This is a genomic window from Dyadobacter tibetensis Y620-1, from assembly GCF_000566685.1.
Taxonomy (GTDB): domain Bacteria; phylum Bacteroidota; class Bacteroidia; order Cytophagales; family Spirosomataceae; genus Dyadobacter; species Dyadobacter tibetensis.
Genome location: NZ_AZQN01000009.1, coordinates 25109 through 42251, shown reverse-complemented (window position 1 = coordinate 42251; position 17143 = coordinate 25109). Strand labels below are relative to the sequence as shown.

Below are 17143 nucleotides of genomic sequence, written 5' to 3'. Positions count from 1 at the left end.
ATAAAATGGATGGTTGTTTGATTTTACTTGCCTTAATATTGGGACTATAACCAATATGTAATTATGTTTAATTCGTTACTGAAATACAAATTTCTGCTGGCTGTTTTGGTATCTGCGCTGGGTGTTGGTAGGGGACAGGCTCAAACCGATGTAAACCAGCCGGAGCATACCTATTCTTTGGAAGACTGTATCCGCATTGCCCTGGAGACAAATCCGCAAGTCCGGATATCTCAGCTTCAGGTACGTAATAACGATAATATACTGCAGCAGTCGAAGTGGCAGCGCTGGCCTAGCCTTGGTTTCAGTGCTGGCCAGGGCTTTAGTGCAGGCCGTAATATCGACCCATATACCAACGTATATGTGCAGCGTAACGTGAATTCTAGCAATTTCAATTTGAATTCAACGGTAACTTTGTTCAACGGTTTTCAACTCCAAAATACGGTCAGACGCAATAGCACCAATCTGCAGGCAAGTGAGGCTGATTTAGAAGTGACTCGAAACGATATCATGCTAAATGTAGCTTTGGTTTATCTGCAGGTAATAACCAATGAGGAGCTTATAGCAGTTGCCCAGAGCCAAGTGGAGGCTTCCCGTTTACAGATGGATCGCACCTCCCGACTGGTCGATGCCGGCACATTAGCAGAGAGTAATCTGCTAGATCTGAAGGCACAAGTCGCCAATGATGAGCTCAGTCTGGTGAACGCTGAAAATAATTTGGAAACGGCCAAGCTTAATCTGAAGCAGCTGATGAATATGCCGGGAAGCGAACCTATTGAGGTAGTGAAAATAGATGTGGCCGACCCGACTCTGGCGGCTTATGATGCGAGTATCCAGGAAATTTTTGAGGTAGCTCTCAGTGGACTGCCTCAGATGAAAGCGGCCCAATTACGAATAGAAGCGGCGGATCGTTCTATAGAAATCGCCAAAGGTGCGGGTATGCCTAGCTTATCTCTGAGCGGAGGAATAGGTTCGGCCTATTCCAGTGCTGCTCCCAAAGAGCGTTTTGTTGCAGATGGGACCGGAAGCACCATTCAGGATATACCGTCCACGACCAGCTACGTATCCTATGCGGGGGTTAGTGTCCCGGTGATTAATAAGGTTACCGTTCCCAATGGGCGATATGAAAACTTTGGATATTTTAATCAGCTGGATGGAAACAGGAACACAGGATTAAATCTAAGTTTAAGAATTCCTATTTTTAGTAATTTTCAGGTGAAATACAATGTAGCCAATGCGAAGCTTCAGAAGCAGAATTTGGTGGCTCAAAGTGAACAGGCCATGCTGACTATCCGGAAAAACGTAGAGCAGGCCTATATAGATATGACCAACGCAGCCAAGCGTTACTCGGCAACGGCCAATCAGGTACAAGCCTTGGAAGAAGCCTTTCGGGTGTCGCAGGTACGCTTCGATGTGGGTGCCATCAATTCGTTAGACTATAATATTGCCAAAGCCAACCTCGATCGAGCCAAATCTAATCTGGTTCAGACTAAATATGATTATGTCTTCCGAACTAAGATTTTAGACTTTTATATGAATCGTCCCCTTTCAGACTTCTAGATCAGAGGAAAAGGCAAACTAATCTTTTTAAAATTTCATAAGCATAAATATTACATTATGGCCCGTAAATCTTCAAAAAAAACCTGGTGGATTGTAGCCGGAGTGGTTGTCTTACTGATTGGAGGGCTTTTTGGAGCCAAGCAAGCGGGACTGATAGGGAAGCCTACCACTTCCGAAGTAGAATATGCAACAGTCTCTGCAGTAGATATTATTGAGCGGGTAAGTGCTTCGGGGCGGGTTCAGCCAGAGGTAGAAGTAAAATTGAGCCCTGATGTTTCAGGAGAAATAATTAGTCTGAACGTTGCGGAAGGCGATTCTGTGGTGAAGGGGCAGTTATTATTAAAAATTCGCCCGGACAATTATGAGTCATTAATGGCCCGTGCCCAAGCCTCAGTAAACTCCAGTAAGGCGAGCTTTGAACAGTCAAAGGCGGCAGTTGCCCAGTCGGAAGCCCGACTGGTACAGGCCAAGGCCAGCTATGAGCGTAACAAAAAATTATACGCCGATAAAGTGATCTCTCCTTCGGAGTATGAACAAGCGGAATCTACATATCGGGTAGCCCTGCAGGAATTGGAATCTGCCAATGCCAATGTTCTAGCCGCCAAATACAATATTCGTAGTGCTGAAGCCAGCCTTAAAGACGCAGCCGAAAACCTCAGAAAGACCAGCATCTTCGCCCCTGTCAGCGGCATCATCTCATTGCTCAATGTGGAGGCCGGAGAAAGAGTTGTAGGGACTTCACAGATGGCCGGAACGGAAATGATGCGTATAGCCAACTTGAATAATATGGAAGTCCGGGTCAACGTAAATGAAAATGATATTGTCCGTGTAAGTTTAGGAGATACTGCGGAGATTGATGTAGACGCATACAGTGGTAGTGGCCGTAAATTTAAAGGAGTGGTAAAAGAGATTGCCAATACGGCAGCCGGTTTGGCATCTTCGACGACGACAATATCAGCCGATGCTGTAACGGAATTCGAAGTGAAGGTGAAAATTCTGAACGAATCCTTCTCAGATCTGATGCAAAACAGATCTAAAAAATCCTACCCCTTTAAGCCAGGGATGACAGCATCGGTAGATATCATTACAGAGCGAAAGAATAAGGCCATAGCAGTCCCTATTGCTGCCGTAACCACCCGTGCGGAGAATGTCAAACCTAACGATGGAGAAGAATCTACCGAAAATTCAGAAGCAAAAACTAAGGCTAAGAAAGACGATTTGAAGGAAGTAGTCTTTGTGGATTCGGCTGGAGTCGCTAAAATGGTGGAAGTGAAAACGGGTATCAGCGATTTTGATAATATAGAAATCCTTTCTGGTCTTAAGAAAGGGGACCAGATTATTTCCGGCCCATATATCATGGTGTCAAAAAACTTGAAAAGTGGAGATTTAGTGAGTAAGAAAGTCGGAGATGAGAAAAAAGAGTAAACCTAATCCAATTAAAGTAACCATAGTTGCGTTATGACTATGTAATAAGTTCGATTTAGTTTAGGTTAAAAAAAATCCTTGCGGCTTTGCTGCAAGGATTTTTTATGTCTTATGTATGGTCTATTCTGGGGCTAGAACATATTTATTGATAAATGCCTTCTTTGCCAAATTTCTTGGCCAACATATAATAAAAAAGGGCCCGGTGCTTATTTCTGTTGCTACTCCCGAACTTTTCACATACTTCTTTGATGGCAGCATCGAGCTCAGGTCCATCGGTTAGGCCCAGTTTGTTAACCAGGTAGCTGGTCTTTACCCGATCTAATTCGCTCTGATCACTGCAAGAAACTTTGGCAGCATCCGCATTATAAATAGAGGGGCCAAGGCCTTTGGTGACTTTCATTAGTAAGTCGTTGTCTAGGTTCAGTCCAATTTTCGAAGCTTCTTCTTGGTAGGTCGAAATCAAATCATCTAGCTTACTCATCGGTTAGTCTGTTATAGTGGTAGGTATAAAATGTATAATGGTACAATTAATGGTAAGTTTTGAATAAATCAAAACGTTTCACCAGATTTAATAGCCCAATTGGTTTATTTTAGGAAATTTCGTTTTATAGCTGCGGGAATAAGGAAACAGCATTGCGATCCAGTAAATATCCAAGCGATTTACGGAGAGTGTATGTGGAAGTTGATTTATTTCCTATTTTGGCATTAGAATGCAGAATTTAACCAAATAACACAAATATAGACCCCTGGGTCAGGGAGGTGCATACGATGGAAACACAGGGTTTAAAGAAGATAACGGTAATAGGGGGTGGAAGCTGGGCAACGGCCTTGGTAAAAATATTAAGCGAACAAACGCATGTACAGATACGTTGGTGGCTGCGAAGCAAAACGGATATCAAGCACATTCGGAATTTTCATCATAACCCAAGTTACTTGAGCGATGTATATTTATCACCTAAGAAAATTCGCGTTTATGAACAGGTTTCGGAAGCCCTCAAAGGCAGTCATTATGTGATATTGGCCGTTCCCGCCGCCTTTATTCAAGAATCACTCGCAGGTCTCCAGCCCCGGCATTTCGAAGGAAAGGTAATTGTTTCGGCTATAAAGGGAATGATTCCGGGGGTGAACAGCTTGGTTACGGATTGGATGACAGAGGCTTTTGCAGTGGACCTGGCTCATACTTGCGTAATTGCAGGACCCTGCCATGCCGAGGAGGTAGCCTTAGAGAAACAATCTTTTTTGAGCATTGCTTCCACCAATCAGGAGTCGGCAGAAGATTTTGCAAGACTGATGACCTGCCGCTATGTTCAGGCTAAGGCCTTGGGTGACCTATATGGAGTAGAATATGCAGCAGTTATGAAAAATATAGTCGCCATTGCCTGTGGCATAACTCATGGACTTGGTTTTGGAGATAATTTCCAGGCTGTTTTAGTGTCCAATGCCATGCAAGAAATAGGTAGGTTCGTAAGTACCATTGATCCTCGGGAGCGGGAACTGGCTTCGCCAGCATATTTAGGCGATCTGTTGGTAACCTCATATTCTCAATTTAGCAGGAACAGGCTTTTTGGAAATATGATTGGTAGGGGATATGCTGTAAAAGCGGCTCAGCTCGAAATGAAAATGATTGCAGAAGGATATTATGCAACTCAGAGTATTATGGCTATAAATGAAAATCAAAAGGTATTTTTGCCCATCACTCAGGCAGTTTACGATATTCTGTACGGACAGCAGCCACCCGCTGCAGCAATAGAAGAGTTGAAAAAACATCTGGGCTAATAGTCCTTTGGCCTCTGAAAGGTGTACTTGGATTGGTACCCTTTTGAAAATGAAAATATATGATGATGAACCGTATTAACCGTTCCTTCACCCTTGGGGTGGTATTGAGTAGTATTGTATGGCTATCAGCCTGTCAAACGGCTCCTAAAGAAGAAGAAAATGAATTAGCTCAGGTGGAGACCGACTTCGTTTTTGGTGACGATCGCTCCTTTCCCCAATGTCACGCCTCTACATTGGTGCGTTTGGATGATGGGAATTTCCTAGTGGCATGGTTTGGCGGTACGGCCGAAAAGGACCCAGATGTGGGTATCTGGCTATCCAAAGGACAACCAGGTAACTGGAGTGCTCCTGTGGAAGTTGCCAAAATAAGAGAAGATGCCCACTGGAACCCAGTGCTTCAGGTAACCGACCAAGGCAAAGTCATTTTATATTTCAAAGTTGGAAAAGTTATTCCTACCTGGGAGACCTGGGTGCAAACTTCGGAAGATGGAGGTGAAACTTGGTCTGCAGCTACAGAACTCGTTCCTGGCGACAAAGGAGGACGTGGCCCCGTAAAAGATAAGCTGATTGTATTAAAAGATGGCTCCTGGCTAGCAGGTGCCTCGGACGAGCAAGATGGCTGGAAGGTTTTTGTAGATCGAAGTGAGGATGCAGGAAAAACCTGGAATAGATCTCCATTTTTTAAAATGGATACTACTGCGATCAAAGGCAAAGGTGCCATTCAACCGACCTTGTGGGAGTCTGAGCCTGGCAAGGTACATATGCTGGTGCGTACTACCGGAGGTAAAATTGGACGCAGTGATTCGGAAGATAATGGTAAGACCTGGTCTGAAATTATAGCCACAGGTTTACCCAATCCTAACAGCGGTATCGACCTCGATCGGCTTTCAGATGGCAGTCTGGTATTAGCATATAATCCCGATGATAGCGATTGGGGATCGCGCTCTCCACTTTCCCTGACTATGTCAGAAGATAATGGTAAAACTTGGCCATATCGCTTCGATCTGGATAGTGGAGAAAAAAAGGATGAATTTAGCTACCCAGCAGTAATTGCGTGGGGAGATTCCGTAGCAGTGAGTTATACCTGGAACCGCCAGAAAATTTCCTTTTGGAAGGGCAGCAAGGAAGATATTAAAAAGCTATCCGAATAATAAACTTCATATTCGGAACGGGCAGGAGACTAATTGCTTCCTGCCCGTATTTTTTTTATTCCAGATAGAAAACGCGTTCTAAGGTAGTGCTTACCGGGGAATAATCCGGATTGGTCTCCATAATATCGGCCATATATTTCCACCATTTTTGTACAATTTCCGTTTGCCCCAAATCCTGAGAGGAGCCTTCTCCCGACTGGTTTTGAATGGCAAATAGGATATTTGTTTCTTCATCAAGAAATATAGAGTACTCAGAGATTCCCGACTCTTTTATCAGCGTCACCAGTTCAGGCCAAATTTTGTTATGTCGTTTCTTGTATTCAGCCACCTGACCAGGGTGTAGCTTCATTTTAAAAGCAATAGTTTTCATAGAATGTTCACAAGGGGTTGTATATGTTCTTAACCGAAGAAGGGCCGAAACATGAAAATTTACCCTTGATTAGGTACTGTATGCTATAGGCTATAAGCTGTAAGCCTATAGCATACAGCACCTAATCCCTAAACCCTATTCCCTAAATCCCTTTTCAATACCCCTTCAATTCCAAATCGTCACTTTCGAGGATATCAACTCTTTTTTTCATCTTCTTCTGGATGATCTTAAAATGGTGTTCATCTTCGGGGCAGATTAGGGAGATAGCCTCACCGGTAGCTCCGGCTCTACCCGTACGACCGATCCGATGTACATAGTCCTGAGGTGATCTGGGTAGATCAAAATTGATCACATAAGGAAGATATTGTATATCTATACCTCGGGATACAAGGTCGGTAGCCACCAGTACCCTCAATCGGCCCGTTTTAAATTTGTTGAGTGTTTCGGTCCTTGCTCCCTGACTTTTTTCGCTATGAAGCGCGGCAGCATCTATCCCATTTTTCTTAAGCTTTTCTACTAGGTTATCCGCCGTACGTTTGGAGGATGCGAATACGAGTACCTGTTGCATCTCTTCCGTTTTAATGAGATAGCGAAGCAACGGTCCTTTCCTTTCGGAACTGACCCTATAGGCCGATTGCTTGATAAGTTCAAGATCTTGCTCGGGTTCCTCTATGGAAATTTTTACTGGATTGTTAAGAAGACTTTGGTGAATAGATTCCACCGCATCCCCTAGGGTAGCAGAAAATAATATGCTTTGTTTTTTCCTGGGGAGTAAAAATAGAATATCCTTCATTTCGTCGGCAAAACCCATATTCAGCATCTTATCGGCTTCGTCAAGTACCAGTATCTCGGTCTCAGAGATAGACAGTGCCCGGCGGGAGAGAAGATCCAGGAGTCGGCCGGGCGTAGCCACAAGCACCTCTACATTCTGAAGGCCAATCATCTGCGGGTTAATGGATACACCACCGTAAACGGCCATGGTTTTCACTTTTCGGGGGAGTTTCTCACCGAAGGCCTGAAAAACAGACCCGATTTGAATCGCCAGCTCACGGGTAGGGGCCAAAACTAATACCCGAATCGATCTGTTTTGAGGTGTACCTTTATCTTGGAACCATTCTAAAATAGGAAGAACAAAACTGGCCGTTTTCCCCGACCCTGTTTTAGCTATGCCCAATACGTCTTTTCCCGCCCTGATTGCCGGTATGGCCTGTTCCTGAATAGGGTAGGGCTTAGTATATTGTTGCGCCTCAATGGCTTTTAGCAAGGGTTCCGAAAGTCCGAGGGATTGAAAGGGCATAAAGGGATATTTGTGTTCGTGATTTTTTGTGCAAAGATACACTTTATCATGGCCAATTGTTGGAAGAAGGGTATTGCTGGAATGGCTACAGCCCAAAGGAGATTCTTATAACTTTGTTTTTTTAAGAAAGGATGTTTGATAATTAAGCCCTTCTAACAATTTTAGGCTATTTTTAGAAAAACAAACATTATTAAATCATGAGCAAAAACATTATTTTATCAATTGCTTTATTTTTGGTGGTAATCACTGCACAAGCCCAAACCTTTCGAGGGCTCGATAAAAGTCCTAGAGATATATCCTATTTTCCTGATAATTTTGCGCACGACCGCAAGGATGGGGAAAAGCCCTTAGCCAAGGTTTCTTACAGCCGTCCGTATGCCAACGACCGCGAAATATTTGGGGAACTGGTGCCCTTCGGCAAGGTGTCGCGTGCCGGCGCTGATGAAGCTACAGAAATTACTTTTTTTACGGATGCGAAGTTAGGTGGGAAGGCCGTGAAGGCCGGAACCTATTCCTTGTACACCATTCCTGACAAAACGGAATGGACCATTATTCTGAACAAAGACTTGGATTTTTGGGGAGCATATAAATATCGGGAAAGCGAGGACGTATTGCGCGTAACCGTTCCTGTTAAATCGGATTCGAATGAATACGCAGAGAATTTCTCTATTCAGTTTTTTTCTACTGGTACCAAGGCTGCAGACCTGATGATCGGCTGGGCAAATACCGTTGTGGCCGTACCTGTCACCTTCAAATAAATAAAGAAGGCCACTGGACATAGAATAGTCGCTGTGGCCTTCTCTACCATTCGTTTTGACGCTTCACAGGTCTACTGCGATCCATCCGCTATTCGTAACGCGAGAATATAGAAGTTGCCGTATGCCCCCCAAAACCGAAGGTATTATTGACTACTACATCAATTTTTTTCTTAAGCGGAGTACCTAAAACAATTTCAATACTTTCAGGAATGCGCTCATCCAGATTTTTAGTATTGATGGTAGGAGGTACCACATTATCGCGTATAGACAAAATACTGATAATACTTTCCACCGCCCCGGCAGCACCCAATAGGTGGCCTGTCATGGATTTGGTAGCCGTTACTGTTAGTGCTCTTTCTCCAAATACTTTTTGTATGCCTACTAATTCGCCAATATCACCTAGAGGCGTCGAAGTTGCATGGGCGTTTACGTAATCCACCTGGTCGGGATGCAGGCCCCCGTCAGCGAGTGCATTGCTGATACCCAAGGCAGCTCCCAAACCGTCGGGAGGGGTTCCCGTGAGATGATACGCGTCAGCAGCCATACCTCCTCCTTTTAATTCTGCGTAGATATATGCTCCACGGGCGAGAGCATGATCTAGCTCTTCGAGAATCAGGGCACCAGCACCCTCACCCATCACAAAGCCATCGCGGTCGCGATCGAAGGGTTTGGACGCTCCCTGCGGATCATCATTTTGTTTGGAAAGAGCCTGCGCTGCACTGAATCCTCCCACTGCCGAACCGGTTATAGCGGCTTCTGAACCACCGGCAATCATAATATTGGCTCTCCCTAACCGAATGGTGTCAAAGGCACTGATGATGGCCGTATTGGACGAAGCACATGCCGATACTGTGCAGTAATTGGGGCCATGTAGCTTATGACGGATCGATACCACACCTGCGGCGATATCCACGATCATTTTTGGGATAAAATAGGGGTTGAAGCGTGGTGTACCGTCACCAGCATGAAACTCTTTCAGTTGTTGCTCGAAGGTGATAATGCCTCCATTGCCACTGCCCCAGATTACACCAACCTGATAGCGCTCTTGCTCGCTCATTTGCGAAAAGTCTAGCTTTGCATCGGCGATAGCCTGATCGCTGGCCACAATGGCATATTGCGTGAACCCATCGTATTTTTTTAATTCTTTTTTATCAATAAAATCTTCCCCATTGAAGCCTTTTACCTCGCAAGCAAAGCGGGTTTTAAATTTTTCTGCATCAAATTTGGTGATAGGACCGGCTCCACTTTTCCCGGCCAGTATGTTGGCCCAAAATTCCTCTACGGAATTTCCAAGAGGGGTGATCGCCCCCATACCAGTAATAACGACTCTTTTCATATAAATTGGTGAGTTAGAAATATCATAAATGGTTTTAATTAAACCGCTTGCTGTGCCAGCAACACCTGCTGCAAAATTTTTACGACCCCATTATTATCATTACTCTCGGCAGTATACCGGGCTATTTTTTTTACATCAGGATGAGCATTTTCCATGGCATAGGAATGGTCGGCTTGTAATAACATCTCAACATCGTTGAAATAGTCGCCGAAAACCATTGTTTGTGCCTTCGTCACGCCCAGTCGTTCTTGAATCATAGCCATAGCTACTCCTTTATTTGCTTGCCTATGTGAAATGTCCAGCCAGATGGGGCCTGATACTTTTACCTGATATTGGTCGTGTAAATGCTTGAAATGCGGATAAACATGTTGCTCAGATCCTTTCAAGTCACATATGGTGAATTTTAGAAAATCGTCGTCCGTTACCTCCAAGAGGTTCTCCACAACCTCATAACGCTCGAAGTAAAGGGTAAGGTGCGCAAGAAATTCAGGCGCATCACTTTCTACATAGGCTTTTTTCTTCCCACAGATTACAATATAATTATCTTTTATGGCGCGGGCCATCCTAATTAGTTCATATACATCGTTATGTGGTAGGGCCTGAACGTGAATTTCCTCTTCTCTGAACACCACATAACTACCGTTTTCAGAAACAAAAATGACATCATCCTTGATAGGTGCCAGGGTCTTTGCCAAATTGAAATATTGCCGGCCACTTGCCGCTACGAAATGTATGCCCAGCTCTTTTAGTCGCTCAAAAGCAGGATAAAATGATTCGCTGACCTGATGCTGGGAGTTCAAAAGGGTCCCGTCCATATCAGTAGCAATCAGGCGTATATCGTTATGATTCATATTCAATCTTTTCATTAATGGGCCGCAAGGTACGACAAAACCTTTTTTTTAAATAAAACCCTACCGTCATTATTTAGGTTCGTTGATGAACCTGTGCCCTCTTCTTGCTGTTCGTAATGCATAACTATTTTTAGTATGGCATTTTCTAAATATTACCTCTCTGCTTTTCTAGCTTTTGTGATCTGGGGATTTTTTAGTCTGGCACTCAAGCCCCTGTACCAGTATGCATCGCTGGATATATTATTTTATCGGGTATTTTTCTGCGCCATCATTATGACTTTTATCAGTGTCGTCATCCGCCGAGATGTCCTGCGTAAAAGCGTTCGATTGTATAAGGAAATGTCATCCAGAGAAAAGAAAAGAACCGTTTTTCTTACCCTGTCAGGAGGATTATTACTCACGGCCAACTGGTTCTTTTTTATCTATGTCATGAACCATATCAGTGTGAAGGCTGCCTCATTCGCCTATCTGGTCTGTCCTATCCTGACTACGGTAATTGCCTATTTTGTGCTCAATGAGAGATTGTCCCGCTGGCAGTGGGTAGCCGTAGCGATTAGCATAGTGAGTTGTCTGATTCTTTCCTTCAATAGTTGGGCCGACATTGCATATAGCCTGATTGTGGCACTGTCTTATGCCTTGTATCTGGTAAGCCAGCGTAAAAATGTGGGCATTGATAAGTTTCTTATTCTTACCATACAAATCGTTTTTGCAGCCCTGACACTTCTACCCTTCTTCTCCTCATTTTCAGGAGCGGTTCCCGTTGAGCCTTATTTCTATGGCATGATCATTCTGATTGCTGTGCTGTTTACCATCATACCTTTGTTTCTCAACCTTTATGCGCTACAAGGGGTCGATTCCTCTACCATCGGGATCATGTTGTATGTCAATCCGCTGATGAACTTTCTAATTGCCCTATTCTATTTTCATGAACCCATCAATGCTCTTCAACTAACAGGTTATTCACTTATACTGCTGTCTATAATCGTTTTTAATGAGAGACATATTTTTAAACGCCGGGTGATCGTTAGCTGATGCATATAAAAATCATGGCTTCCGTTTGCCTATTAATGGCCTTCCTGGAATCGTGTACCTCACAACAAAGAAAGGATTCCGCTACCTTGGCACCTTCAGAATTGCCTGGCGACATATTGGCCCAGACGCACTGCGGCCGCTGTCATGCTTTTGTAGCGCCCGATTTGCTACCCAAGGACAGCTGGCGCTATGACGTGCTTCCTGACATGGGGCACAGGCTGGGGATTTATGCCGGTGGCCTGCGACCCGATAGTCTTTTCGGTTCCGGCCCCGATGCCGAACAGATACGACTGTCAGGGGTGTTTCCCGAGCAGCCGCTTATCGCCGGTGAGGACTGGGAGAAAATCGTTCAATACTACTTGACCCTGGCCCCCGAAACGTTGGCTCCTCCAAGCAGGAAGGAGCCTATACCAACCGATCTGAAGCAATTTGCCTACCGAGAAGTTGCCTTAGCGCATCGGCCTGCACTAACCACCTTGGTACACTTCCGTGAGAGCGGAAAAGGCTTGGTTTTTAGCGACGCCAAAAGTCATATTTTATCGTTTCTCTCCCATACCCTTGAAGAGGAGTATAGCCTGCCCCTGAAGGCAACTGTGGTAGGTTTTGAAGAAGATTCCGACAGAGCCTATCTTACCAGCATGGGCAGAGGCGTATTTCCTACCGATGCCGCCAACGGGGCCGTCTGGCTCCTGCGAAAGAATGATAAAGGCAGGCTTGCCTCCTCCGAAGGAGCATTGGTCAACGATCTGCAAAGACCGGCGCAAACACAAAGAATCGACTTAAACCAGGACGGAGTGCTGGACCTGCTGGCCTGCGAATATGGGAATTATAGCGGTCGACTCGCTTGGTACGAGCACCTTGCTGATGGTACTTTAAAGCCTCATATTTTACGCAATATGCCCGGGGCCATTCATGCCGAAGTGCGGGATTTTAATGGGGATGGCAAGCCGGACATCATGGCCCTGATGGCCCAGGGCGATGAAGGCATGTTCCTTTATCTGAATCAGGGAGAGGGGAGATTTGAAGAAAAGCGCCTCCTGCAGTTCCTGCCGCTCAATGGCTCCCAGCATTTTTCTCTGGCAGACTTCAATGGGGACGGGCATGAAGATATCCTCTATGTCTGCGGTGATAATGCCGACAAGACGCCCCTGCTAAAGGCCTACCATGGCCTTTATATTTTCCTCAACGATAGTAAACTGAATTTTAAGCAATCATATTTTTACCCACTCAATGGGGCCTATAAGGCCCTTGCCCGGGACTATGATCTGGACGGAGACCTAGATCTGGCCGCTATCTCCTTCTTTCCCGACTATGCCCACCAGCCTCAGGAGAGTTTCGTGTATCTGGAGAACAAAGGGAAATTACGTTTTACCCCGCATTCTTTTCCGCAGGCTACCCAGGGACGGTGGATGGTTATGGATGCCGGCGACTTGGATGGGGATGGAGACATTGACCTGGCCCTGGGGTCTTATGTGTCTTTCCAAGCCGAAGGCGACAGCACCGGTCTGGGAGAGAAATGGCTGAAGAGCGGTCCTTCAGTAATCCTGCTCGAAAACAAGGCACGAAGGTAAGTTTATAAACATTCTTGTTAAAAGAAACCTTGGAAATGGAAGTGAAGCTCAAGTCCGCAGCCATCTGGCTGTAGGGTGGAAGATGCCGTCCTGTCGTCTTACCCTATAGCGTCACAATGTCCAGCAGTCAAGTTAATGGGATCGTTGGCGCATGATCTAGCGCCTTATCATGATAAACAGGACCGTATATTTTTTTGTATTCAATTTTTTGTTGTGTCTGACTCTAACTGAATCAGCGCCACTCCTGGCCCAAGGAGCCGCTCCACGGGCTCCACATCACCTGCGGGTTTTCGACAAGACGAACCCTATAGGCACGGGAGACCGTCCCTATTTCGGCTGGTATGTCAGCGACCCTGATATTAACGAGGTTCAATCGGCCTATCAGATTCTAGTGGCTTCGACACCAGTCCTGCTGAACGCAGATCGGGGAGATATATGGGACAGCGGCAAAATACCCTCCCGCAAACAGAATTACGTGTATATCTTAGGACAGCCATTGAAATCCTCTCATACCTATTACTGGAAGGTGCGGACCTGGGACAAAGATGACCTAATTAGTCCATATGCTGAGCCCGCCACTTTTACAACGGGGCTAACGGGCCATGCCGACTGGGCAGGGGCCAGTTGGATACGTCGGAAAAGTGATTCTCCAGACGATTATACCTATTACCGGAAATCATTTGCACTTCCGCGCCGACAACCCAAATCTGCAATAGTATACCTGGCTGCCCACCATAGCTACGACCTTTATGTCAATGGACAAAGGGTGGGCAAGGGCTTTAACCACCATTATCCACAGTATGCCTATTATCAGGCCTGGGACATTGCCCCTTATCTGAAGCCCGGTCAGAAGAATGTAATTGCCTGTCTTACGCATTGGTATGGGGGCGGGCAGGGAAGGGCCAAGGCAGAGCGGGGCCTCTTACTGAAAGCTCTTGTGGATTATGGCGAAGGAGATCTACTCGTTGTGGGTAGCGACAGCAGCTGGAAGCAGGCCCAAGCAATGCAGTGGGTAACAGGGCAGCCCCAGAGAAATGGGGAGGGCATAGGCCGTATCGAAAAAATAGACAGTCGCAAGGCCGTGAAAGGATGGAATGCGATCGGTTTCGACGATTCGGTCTGGGAGCAGGCCATAGAAATCGGAGCCCATCCCGCGGCTCCCTGGACGGGCACCCTCCGGCCCGATCTGACCAGGGTTATTGAAAAGGAGATAAAACCCGTTTCGGTCAAGAAAATGCCTACAGGGAAATATCTGATCGATCTGGGGAAAATCTATGCCGGTAGCTTTAAAATAGCCTTTCATGGGGGCAAATCCGGCGATAGTGTGAAGGTACAGGGGGGATTCGTCCTCCAAGGGGATGGCAGCATTTCTACCGATCTCGATCAACAGACCAATCTCGAATATCATTATATCCTCAATGGCGAGTCCTCCGTTTTTCAGCCTCACGTATACCTTGGTCTCCGGTATCTGGAGGTAGAAAACAGTCCCAATATGCTGGATGCAGATCATGTAACTTTCATTACCCGTCATTATGAACTCGATCCTTCCCGATCCTCTTTCACTTCATCCGACAGCACCCTCAACCGAGTTTGGGATCTGATGGTCCATTCGTTGGTGGTAGGGGCGCAGGAGGGATTTATGGATACACCGACCCGGGAGAAGGGTGGTTTTCTGGGGGATAGCTGGTCGCAGGGTGTTCCCAACTTAAGCGTGATGGGCGACAGGACTATGAACTTACGCATACTTAATGAGTTTCTGGACTCTCAGGAGCAGTATTGGCCCGATGGACGACTCAATGCCGTATATCCTAATGTGGATGGGGCCCGCGACATTCCGGAATATACCCAGTCGTACCTGGTATGGGCCTGGGACTATTATATGCAGACAGGGAATGCTGAATTTTTGAAGAAAAATTACGACCGGCTCAGACAAATTGCCCGCTATGTTGACGCCCATCGGGATGAGGATACTGGGTTGATCTACAAACTGGCAGGAGGCAAGGGGCCTTATGAAAATGGAATTATCGACTGGCCTCTCAACATGCGGTACGGGTATGATATGGATGCGACCTCCCGCACCGTCATAAATGCCTACGCCTATGCCGACTTCCTGATGATGGCCAGAATAGCAGCTGTAGCCGGTATGGATTCGGATATAAGCCTTTATGAGGGGAAGGCCAGTGCCATGAAAGAAGCCATGAATGCCAGGTTAGTCAACGAAGACGGTGTATATATCGATGGACTTTACCAAGATCGGCGGCCCAGTGGGCATGTCTCTCAGCATGCCAATATTATTCCATTGGCACTGGACATGGTCCCTAAAGCCAATCGGCAACGGGTGATTGCCGCCATCAAAGAACGACAGATGCAAGTGGGGATGATCTGCCTCCGCTGGCTCCCCGAAGCCCTTGGCGAAGCCGGAGAGGGGGAGCATCTGATGGAGCTGTACACCAATTCCGACTGGGACGGCTGGGCCCGTACCCTCAAGCTCGGGGGGACTGTTACCTGGGAATCTTGGAATGCCAACGAGGTGAACGAAAGCATGTCACATCCGTGGGGGGCGGTGGGACTGCTGGGAATGCAGCAGTATATGCTGGGCATAAAGCCCCTAGAGGCTCAGCACGATCTCGTGCAGATCAAACCCCTGTGGTTTGGAGATAAACTCAAAACGGCTGGTGGGATCTATCCTACCGATAAGGGGAATATCAAGCTGGATTGGCAGTATGAAAATGGGCGATATACCCTCAAGATAGACCTTCCTGTCAATATCAAAGCGAAGGTATATTTGCCCGGGCTAGGCCGAAAGGATCCCACCTTAAAAGTAGACGGAGAAACTGAAGAGGCTGTCTGGGAAGGGGAGTATCTCATGCTCGATGGCATCGGATCGGGGACACATATTTTTGAGAGGACCCGCTAGTGGGGTCCTCTTAGGGGATTATTCCACCTCCGAGACCATCACCTGATGGTCTTCCAAGTCGAACTCGTTCGGGTTGAAGTGCATGTCCAGAGGCAGTCCCAACCATTCTTTCATGCTGGCATATTCCTCGTGCTTAGGATCGGCCAAGATAGATTTTAAACGCGTATACCCGGGAGCTCCTCCACAATCTTCGGGAGGACAGGCGCCCTTGCCGTCCAACAGGGTAGGGGTTGCTGATGTGTCGTCTACGATAGCCTCAAGGGTTATCTGGTGGTCCCAATCGTCACCCAAATCATATACGTAGCTAAATTTTTGGCCTTCTTCTTCAAAAATATCGGAAAGTGCCGTTTCCGAAGCGTCGAGCTTTTCTTCGTCCCAGTCGTCAAACTCTTCGTCCACCAATCCGATCGTCACCGAATCTTTTCTGCCGCCAGGAGAATTAAATTGAAACAGATGGTACATATCCCAGCCGAAAGCCACCTGGATCACCTCGTGGAACTGCTCGAAGGTGTATTCTGAAGGAACCACCACCCTGCGCCATACGGTAGGTTTGGATATATTTTTGAGTTGTATTTTGAACTGAAAAGCCATGGGATCTGTGTTTGAATTGAACTGCAATTTAAGTAGAAAAATAAAAAATTGGCTTATCTCTTTGCAAGAACTGGTGCTGATTTTGTAGAGAGTATTGCTCACTTCTGTAAGGATCCGTAAATGATATGGCTGCTTCCTTACATTTTCATCCATCGTGTCCTTTGTGTCTTCTTCGTAGCCTTTGTGGTTACTTAGTACCACAAAGATTGACACGAAGGACAGGAGATTTTCTCCTGGCCTAGGCTCCATCTGATCCAAGGATTCAAGCAGTTAAGAACAAATCAAACCAGCAACCCCAGCCACTGAATCCCGAAAGATGTACGGATAGGCCAATAATGTCACCCATTCTGGGTTCTAAACATTGCCATTCGACATTGCTATAATCATTACACCACTTCGTGGTTCAATACAACCCGCCGATAAAACAACCTTCCAGATTGGTTGGTAACCTTTTAAAATGACAGGAATATAAAGACAAATTAACATCCATTCCGTAGAATCCAGAAGGGAT

General features: G+C 46.1%; 14 protein-coding genes. 8 read left to right on the top strand and 6 right to left on the bottom strand.

What is annotated here, in order from left to right; all coding sequences use genetic code 11:
• Positions 1-63 precede the first annotated feature (63 nt).
• Together X939_RS0118875 and X939_RS0118870 are read left to right on the top strand one after the other, a co-directional pair.
• Positions 64-1557 (top strand): TolC family protein, encoded by a 1494-nt coding sequence (locus tag X939_RS0118875; protein ID WP_025764843.1) that lies wholly within the window; start codon positions 64-66, stop codon positions 1555-1557.
• 57 nt (positions 1558-1614) lie between these two features.
• Complete coding sequence (locus X939_RS0118870) at positions 1615-2982, top strand: efflux RND transporter periplasmic adaptor subunit (protein ID WP_025764842.1); 1368 nt, start codon at positions 1615-1617, stop codon at positions 2980-2982.
• A 142-nt stretch (positions 2983-3124) separates the two neighbouring features.
• Here the strand turns inward: X939_RS0118870 and X939_RS0118865 are convergent, their stop codons facing one another.
• Complete coding sequence (locus X939_RS0118865) at positions 3125-3463, bottom strand: DUF2853 family protein (protein WP_025764841.1); 339 nt, start codon at positions 3461-3463, stop codon at positions 3125-3127.
• Between the two features lie 287 nt (positions 3464-3750).
• On the opposite strand from X939_RS0118865, the gene X939_RS0118860 reads away from it, so the two are divergent.
• Together X939_RS0118860 and X939_RS0118855 are read left to right on the top strand one after the other, a co-directional pair.
• Positions 3751-4758 (top strand): NAD(P)H-dependent glycerol-3-phosphate dehydrogenase, encoded by a 1008-nt coding sequence (locus X939_RS0118860; protein ID WP_025764840.1) that lies wholly within the window; start codon positions 3751-3753, stop codon positions 4756-4758.
• A gap of 59 nt (positions 4759-4817) precedes the next feature.
• Entirely contained in the window at positions 4818-5909 is a 1092-nt protein-coding gene (locus X939_RS0118855; RefSeq protein WP_025764839.1) for a sialidase family protein, read from the top strand.
• A 55-nt stretch (positions 5910-5964) separates the two neighbouring features.
• On the opposite strand, the gene rhaM is transcribed toward X939_RS0118855, so the two are convergent.
• Together rhaM and X939_RS0118845 are read right to left on the bottom strand one after the other, a co-directional pair.
• Positions 5965-6258 (bottom strand): L-rhamnose mutarotase, encoded by a 294-nt coding sequence (rhaM, locus tag X939_RS0118850; RefSeq protein WP_229236108.1) that lies wholly within the window; start codon positions 6256-6258, stop codon positions 5965-5967.
• 175 nt (positions 6259-6433) lie between these two features.
• Complete coding sequence (locus X939_RS0118845; RefSeq protein WP_025764837.1) at positions 6434-7576, bottom strand: DEAD/DEAH box helicase; 1143 nt, start codon at positions 7574-7576, stop codon at positions 6434-6436.
• A 197-nt stretch (positions 7577-7773) separates the two neighbouring features.
• Between X939_RS0118845 and X939_RS0118840 the strand changes: the two genes are divergently transcribed.
• Entirely contained in the window at positions 7774-8334 is a 561-nt protein-coding gene (locus tag X939_RS0118840) for a DUF2911 domain-containing protein (RefSeq protein ID WP_025764836.1), read from the top strand.
• Between the two features lie 88 nt (positions 8335-8422).
• On the opposite strand, the gene fabF is transcribed toward X939_RS0118840, so the two are convergent.
• Together fabF and X939_RS0118830 are read right to left on the bottom strand one after the other, a co-directional pair.
• On the bottom strand, positions 8423-9670 hold the full coding sequence (gene fabF, locus X939_RS0118835) for a beta-ketoacyl-ACP synthase II (RefSeq protein WP_025764835.1): 1248 nt from the start codon (positions 9668-9670) through the stop codon (positions 8423-8425).
• A gap of 38 nt (positions 9671-9708) precedes the next feature.
• A complete protein-coding gene (locus X939_RS0118830; RefSeq protein WP_025764834.1) occupies positions 9709-10521 on the bottom strand; it encodes a Cof-type HAD-IIB family hydrolase in 813 nt (270 codons plus the stop codon).
• Positions 10522-10656: 135 nt separating this feature from the next.
• Here X939_RS0118830 and X939_RS0118825 point away from each other — a divergent pair, with 135 nt between their 5' ends.
• From X939_RS0118825 to X939_RS0118815, 3 genes are all read left to right on the top strand, one after another.
• On the top strand, positions 10657-11553 hold the full coding sequence (locus tag X939_RS0118825) for an EamA family transporter (protein WP_025764833.1): 897 nt from the start codon (positions 10657-10659) through the stop codon (positions 11551-11553).
• Complete coding sequence (locus X939_RS0118820) at positions 11553-13124, top strand: FG-GAP repeat domain-containing protein (protein WP_025764832.1); 1572 nt, start codon at positions 11553-11555, stop codon at positions 13122-13124. The genes X939_RS0118825 and X939_RS0118820 overlap by 1 nt, the downstream gene beginning before the upstream one ends.
• A gap of 208 nt (positions 13125-13332) precedes the next feature.
• Positions 13333-16041 (top strand): family 78 glycoside hydrolase catalytic domain, encoded by a 2709-nt coding sequence (locus X939_RS0118815; protein ID WP_198034459.1) that lies wholly within the window; start codon positions 13333-13335, stop codon positions 16039-16041.
• An 18-nt stretch (positions 16042-16059) separates the two neighbouring features.
• Here X939_RS0118815 and X939_RS0118810 read toward each other — a convergent pair whose 3' ends face one another.
• Positions 16060-16881: a plasmid pRiA4b ORF-3 family protein gene (locus tag X939_RS0118810; RefSeq protein WP_229236107.1), complete on the bottom strand. Its 822-nt coding sequence runs from the start codon at positions 16879-16881 to the stop codon at positions 16060-16062.
• Between the last annotated feature and the right edge of the window lie 262 nt (positions 16882-17143).